Annotated in this window: 5 protein-coding genes; 3 read left to right on the forward strand and 2 right to left on the reverse strand. The window is 66.4% G+C overall.

Features of this window, described 5'->3' with window-relative positions; translation table 11 throughout:
- Positions 1-40: 40 nt before the first annotated feature.
- The gene (locus G372_RS0101200) at positions 41-781 is read left to right on the forward strand and encodes an arginyltransferase (RefSeq protein WP_019623754.1); all 741 of its coding nucleotides are present in this window, start codon (positions 41-43) and stop codon (positions 779-781) included.
- A 27-nt stretch (positions 782-808) separates the two neighbouring features.
- Here G372_RS0101200 and G372_RS0101205 read toward each other — a convergent pair whose 3' ends face one another.
- The gene (locus tag G372_RS0101205; protein WP_018863135.1) at positions 809-1,657 is read right to left on the reverse strand and encodes a methyltransferase domain-containing protein; all 849 of its coding nucleotides are present in this window, start codon (positions 1,655-1,657) and stop codon (positions 809-811) included.
- Positions 1,654-2,472 carry a glycine/sarcosine N-methyltransferase gene (locus G372_RS0101210; protein ID WP_019623755.1) on the reverse strand — a complete coding sequence of 273 codons (819 nt, stop codon included), beginning with the start codon at positions 2,470-2,472 and terminating at the stop codon, positions 1,654-1,656. The genes G372_RS0101205 and G372_RS0101210 overlap by 4 nt, the downstream gene beginning before the upstream one ends.
- A 499-nt stretch (positions 2,473-2,971) precedes the next feature.
- Here G372_RS0101210 and purH point away from each other — a divergent pair, with 499 nt between their 5' ends.
- Together purH and purD are read left to right on the forward strand one after the other, a co-directional pair.
- Positions 2,972-4,537 (forward strand): bifunctional phosphoribosylaminoimidazolecarboxamide formyltransferase/IMP cyclohydrolase, encoded by a 1,566-nt coding sequence (gene purH / locus G372_RS0101215; protein WP_019623756.1) that lies wholly within the window; start codon positions 2,972-2,974, stop codon positions 4,535-4,537.
- An 8-nt stretch (positions 4,538-4,545) separates the two neighbouring features.
- Positions 4,546-5,835, forward strand: a complete 1,290-nt coding sequence (gene purD / locus G372_RS0101220; protein WP_019623757.1) for a phosphoribosylamine--glycine ligase — start codon at positions 4,546-4,548, stop codon at positions 5,833-5,835.
- Positions 5,836-6,075: the final 240 nt, after the last annotated feature.

The raw sequence follows: 6,075 nt of genomic DNA on the forward strand, positions 1-6,075 counted from the left end.
CCTGTTTTGCGCCCGTCGCGAGTCGTGTCACGATAGCGTCATGCAGGAACACCCGATCCGTTGGTTTGTTACGGCCCCGCAGGCCTGCCCCTATCTGGACGACCGCGAGATGCAGAGCCTGCTGGTCGACCCCGCGGTCAACCTGGGCGGCGCGCGCTACGGGCAGCTGCTCGCCGAGGGTTTTCGCCGCAGTGGCCAGTTCGTCTACCGCCACCACTGCCCGACGTGCACGGCCTGTGTTCCGGTGCGCATCCCGGTCGCGGACTTCGCGCCCAGCCGCAGCCAGCGCCGCTGCCTGAAACGCAACCATGATCTCGCGGTCACGATCACGCGCCCTCCGGATCAGCCAGGGCATGCACCCTGTGCGGACCTGGACGAGCACATGCCGCTGTTCTCGCGTTATCTCGCCCATCGCCATACCGGCGGCGGCATGGAGCGCATGGGGCGCGACGATTACGCGGGCATGCTCAGCCACCGCAACGGTCCGGTGGATATCCTCGAATTCCGCCGGGACCACGCGCTGGTGGCCGTTGCGCTCACCGACCGCACCCCGCAGGGGCTGTCGGCCATGTACAGTTTTTTCGATCCGGAGACGCCGGATCGCGGCCTGGGCACCCTCGCCGTGCTTACGCAGATCGCGCATGCCCGGCGGCTGCGCCTGCCGCATGTCTATCTCGGGTACTGGATCGACCAGGCCCCGAAGATGGCCTACAAGACCCGCTTCCGGCCCATCGAGGGCCGGGTGAGCGGGGTCTGGAAGCGGCTGACGAGCCGGCCATAGCGGCCGCCAGCTACTTCCCGGACCGACTTACTCGGCCGGCTTGCGGAAGCGGAAGATGCCCCAGGTCAGATAACCCGAGTTGCCGCCATCCACCCAGTGCTGCAGACCCTGCTTCATGCGGTCGATGTAGTCCTGGGAGATGTGTTCGCGCAGCTCGTCTTCACGCGACTCCAGTTCCTGCTTCACGCGGCCGTAATGGGTCGCGATCTGGCTGGAGTGTTCCTCGAACCCGACCTCGTAGAGGCCTGCTTCCTTGGCCGCCTCGCGATAGAGCGAGGGGCTGGCCAGCGAGTCGAGGTGGATGCGAGCCAGGATCGGATCGAGCACGCCATCCGGGCAGTTGTCCGTCTGCATCGGATCGGTAAAGATCAGCCAGCCGCCCGGCTTCAGCAGACGCGCGGCCTCCTTGATCACTTCCTTCTTCTTGTCGTTCTGGCTGTGCAGGAACGAGTCCTCCGACCAGACGACGTCATAGGATTCGTCGGGCTCGTCGACCTTCTCGAAGGAACCGTCGACGACGGTGATCTTGTGGTCGAGGTGACGCGCCTTGTTGATCTCGCGGTCGCGCTCGTTTTCCTTCTCGGAAAGATTGAGCGCGGTCACGTCACAGCCGTAGTTTTCGACCAGGTAGCGGGCCACACCGCCATACCCGGCACCCATGTCGAGCACGCGCCATTCCGGCTGTGGCTCGCCCAGCAGGTCGGACATGTGCGCGACGGTACGCCGGCTGGCATCACCGATCGGCTCGCCCTGGTACTCGTACATGCCGATGTGCAGGTCTTCACCACCCCACACCAGCTTGTAGAAGGTATCGGCGTCTTCGCTGTTGTAGTAGTCGCGCGCCGTCTCGACGACGTCGGAATACTGCGTGCTCATCGGTTCTCGTCCTCGATGTACTTCTTGTCGGCCACGTGGATGAAGAAGTCCGGATCCGACTCGCGGTAGGTCTCCTGGAAGTCGCCGTAGGTCTCGATCTTCTGGGAACCGACCTCGCGCATCAGACGACGCACATAGGCCTTGCGCAGCGGGAACATGTTCAGGAAGTACTCGGAGCCATCCGGGAAGCGATACTGGAAGCGGGCCAGGCCCTCGTCCACATGCGCCGGCTGTACCTGCACGTCGTCGCCGCAGTAGTAGTACGTGTGCTTGGACGAGTAGCCGTGGTCCATGATGGTGTCGTAGTTGCGCTGGTCGAGGATCAGCACACCGTCATGGTTCAGGGCGGAGTAGAACTCGGCCAGGGCCTTGCGGCGGTCGTGTTCGTTGAACAGGTGGGTAAACGAGTTACCCAGGCAGACCACCGCGTCATAGCGGCCGTAGATGTCACGGTTCAGCATGCGCCAGTCGGCCTGCACGGTGCGCAGGATGTGGCCCCGCTTGCGACCGTTCTCGAAGGCCTTGGCCAGCATCTCCGGGCTGCCGTCGGCAGTCACCACGTCGAAGCCCGCCTCGATCAGCTGGACCGAATGGAAGCCGGTACCGGCTGCCACGTCCAGCACGCGCTTGGCGCCACGCTTCTTCAGCTCTTCGATAAAGAAGGTGCCTTCGCTCTTCGCGCGGTTGTCCCAGTCGATCAGGTCGTCCCACTTGTCGACAAAACCGGTGGTGTACTCCTTGCGATAGTTTTCGGTATCGCGACGCTCGGTCGGCTTCTCGCCGAAATCCTGATCATTCTTGATGTTCGCGGACATGCTGATTCCTCTTGTCTGTACTGCGTTGTTCACGCGGTCCGGCCGACCTTCGGCCGGACCGCCGGAACCAGGGTCACACCGGACGCCGTCGCGCACCCCGTTCGGTCGGCACATCGACGATGATCCGGACCGGGCTGACTGCGCCCGGCGATCAGGCGTCCTCTCCCACAGGCGCGTTGATATCTGGCAGCGCCTGCGGCCGACCGAAGCCGGCTTTCCCTTGCATCCGGGAGGGCAATCAGGCCCGGATACCGAACCGTGGTCTGGCGGGCCCACCCGCCTGGCTCGGGGAAACGGTAACGGCGCCTCGCAACGCATTGGGTCGCAGGCGATTGGTTCCGAAATCGTTTCTATACCCTGAAGGTTTTGCGCAAAAATTACAAGTTGTTTTGCGCAAAAGTACAAGCGAGCGGCCGCCGCGGGGGCCTCGAACACGGACCACCCCTCCCGACGAGCTTCGCTATAATGAGGGCTTTTGATCCGATTCCAGAGGCCCCGAATGACCGCCAGCCGCCCCGTCCGCCGAGCCCTGCTGTCCGTATCCGAGAAGACCGGCGTGGTCGAACTCGCGCGCGCCCTGCACGAACGGGGCGTCGAACTCCTGTCCACCGGCGGCACCGCGCGCCTGCTGGCCGAGGAAGGCCTGCCGGTGACCGAGGTCTCGCAACACACCGGATTCCCCGAGATCATGGATGGTCGGGTCAAGACCCTGCACCCGCGTATCCACGGCGGCCTGCTGGGGCGGCGCGATATCGATGCCCAGGTCATGGCCGAACAGGACATCCCGCCGATCGACCTGCTGGTCGTCAACCTGTATCCGTTCGAGGCCACCGTGGCCCGTCCCGGCTGCACGCTGGCCGAGGCGATCGAGAACATCGACATCGGCGGACCGGCGATGCTGCGCGCGGCCGCCAAGAACTATCGCGACGTGGCCGTCGCCACCAGCCCGGATCAGTACGGCGCGATCGTCGAGGCCCTGGGCGAGCATGGCGAGATCCCGGCGCGCCTGCGCTTTCGCCTCGCGGTGGCGGCCTTCGACCATGTCGCCCGCTATGACGCGGCGATCAGCAACCACCTCTCGGCGCTGGACGAAAATGGCGAGGCCGAACCCTTCCCGGGTCAGCTCAATGCCACCTTCGAGCGCGTGGAGGCCCTGCGCTACGGCGAGAACCCGCACCAGCGCGCGGCGTTCTATCGCGATCCCGCGCCCGCACCCGGCTCGCTGGCCAGCTACCGCCAGCACCAGGGCAAGTCCCTTTCCTACAACAACCTGGCCGATGCCGACGCCGCCTGGGAATGCGTGCGCCAGTTCGAGGCCGGGGCCTGTGTGATCGTGAAACACGCGAACCCCTGCGGCGTGGCCGTCGCCCCGACCCAGCTAATGGCCTACGAACGCGCCTTCCAGACCGACCCCACCTCGGCCTTCGGCGGCATCATCGCCTTCAACCGCCCGCTGGATGGCGATACCGCACACGCGATCGTCAGCCGCCAGTTCGTGGAGGTCGTGATCGCCCCGGAAATCACCCCGGGCGCGCTGCGCGCCCTCGCCACCAAGAAGAACGTCCGGGTACTGGAGATCCCGCCGGCCGCCACGGCCCCGGGGCTCGACTATAAGCGGATTGGGGGCGGGCTGCTGGTACAGGACGCCGATCGCGGCTCGCTCGCGGATGCGGAACTGAAGACCGTGACCGCGCGGGCACCTTCCGAGCAGGAGACCCGGGACCTGTGTTTCGCCTGGCAGGTCGCGAAGTACGTGAAGTCGAATGCCATCGTCTATGCGCGTGACGAACAGACCATCGGGGTTGGCGCCGGCCAGATGAGCCGGGTCTACTCCGCACGGATCGCGGGCATCAAGGCCGCCGACGAGGGCCTGCAGGTGGCCGGCTCGGTGATGGCCTCGGACGCCTTCTTCCCGTTCCGCGACGGCATCGACGCGGCCGCCGAGGCCGGCATCACCGCCGTGATCCAGCCGGGCGGCTCGATGCGCGACGACGAGGTGATCGCCGCCGCCAACGAACACGACATCGCAATGCTGTTCACCGGCATGCGCCACTTCCGCCACTGAGGTCCGTGATGAACGTACTCGTTATCGGCAACGGCGGCCGCGAGCATGCCCTGGCCTGGAAACTCGCCCAGTCCCCGCGCGTGCAGCGCGTGCTGGTCGCCCCCGGCAATGCCGGCACCGCGCGCACGGACAAGTGCGAGAACCACGCGGTGGACGTCACCGACATCGACGGCCTGCTGGCCCTGGCCGAGCGCGAAGACATCGCCTTCACCGTGGTCGGCCCGGAGGCGCCCCTGGTTGCCGGGGTGGTAGACGCCTTCCGCTCCGCCGGACGGCGCTGCTTCGGCCCGACGGCGAAGGCCGCGCAGCTCGAGGGCTCCAAGAGCTTCGCCAAGGACTTCATGCAGCGCCACGGCATCCCCACCGCCGCCTACGGCAGCTTCGAGGACGAGGCGGCCGCGCTGGATTTCATCAAGGCCCACGGGGCCCCGATCGTGGTCAAGGCCGACGGCCTGGCCGCCGGCAAGGGCGTGATCCTCGCGCAGACCGAGGACGAGGCCTGCGCCGCGGTGCGCGACATGCTGGCCGGCAACGCCTTTGGCGAGGCCGGGCACCGCGTGGTGATCGAGGAGTTCCTGCGCGGCGAGGAGGCGAGCTTCATCTGCATGGTGGACGGCGAGCATGTCTTGCCGCTGGCCTCCTCGCAGGACCACAAGGCGCGCGACGACGGCGACCAGGGCCCGAACACCGGCGGCATGGGCGCCTACTCCCCGGCCCCGGTGGTCACGGACGAACTGCACGCGCGCATCCTGCGCGAGGTCATCGAACCGACCGTGCGCGGCATGGCCGAAGACGGCGAACGCTATACCGGCTTCCTGTATGCCGGCGTGATGATCGACGCCGAGGGCAACCCGAAGGTGCTGGAGTTCAACTGCCGTTTCGGCGACCCGGAGACCCAGCCGATCCTGAGTCGCCTGGAGTCGGACCTGACCGATCTGGTCGAGGCCGCGCTGGACGGGCGCCTGGACCAGATCGAAGCACACTGGGATGCCCGCGTCGCCCTCGGCGTGGTACTGGCCGCCGGAGGATACCCGGGCGCCTACCGCAAGGGCGACGCGATCACCGGGCTCGAAGCGGTGGAGAATGACCCCGAGGCCTACGTATTTCATGCCGGGACCGCAACGCGCGAAGATGGCGCGGTCGTGACCGCCGGGGGCCGCGTGCTTTGCGTCGTGGGCCTTGGAAGGGACGTGAGATCCGCCCAAAAAAAGGCCTACGAGGCCGTGCAACAGATCCACTTCGAGGATATATACTGCCGGACAGATATCGGCTATCGCGCCGTCGCCCGCGAGGGGTAACCCAAGGCGGCGGCCCACACCCCAGGGAAACACTGATTAATGTACACGCTCGCGTTGGTACCCCAGGTTTTCCGAGGCCAGGCGCGTCGTGCAGCGGGTAGTGGTTCTACCCGCAAACGGCGCAACGCAGGATCGGGGAACCTGGGGTGCCAACCCCGAAGGGGCTCGGCCGCCCGTTGTTATCAAAAACGGGCGCGGGAACGGCGTTGCGGCTCCCTTGTGCAGAATGACTGCACGGCG

The organism is Thioalkalivibrio thiocyanoxidans ARh2 (assembly GCF_000385215.1).
GTDB lineage: Bacteria > Pseudomonadota > Gammaproteobacteria > Ectothiorhodospirales > Ectothiorhodospiraceae > Thioalkalivibrio > Thioalkalivibrio thiocyanoxidans.

What these genes read in the sequence shown, in the direction of transcription:
- purD (WP_019623757.1), top strand. Translation starts at nt 4,546, where the DNA reads ATGAACGTACTCGTTATCGGCAACGGCGGCCGCGAGCATGCCCTGGCC.
- G372_RS0101205 (WP_018863135.1), bottom strand. Translation starts at nt 1,657, where the DNA reads ATGAGCACGCAGTATTCCGACGTCGTCGAGACGGCGCGCGACTACTAC.
- purH (WP_019623756.1), top strand. Translation starts at nt 2,972, where the DNA reads ATGACCGCCAGCCGCCCCGTCCGCCGAGCCCTGCTGTCCGTATCCGAG.
- G372_RS0101210 (WP_019623755.1), bottom strand. Translation starts at nt 2,472, where the DNA reads ATGTCCGCGAACATCAAGAATGATCAGGATTTCGGCGAGAAGCCGACC.
- G372_RS0101200 (WP_019623754.1), top strand. Translation starts at nt 41, where the DNA reads ATGCAGGAACACCCGATCCGTTGGTTTGTTACGGCCCCGCAGGCCTGC.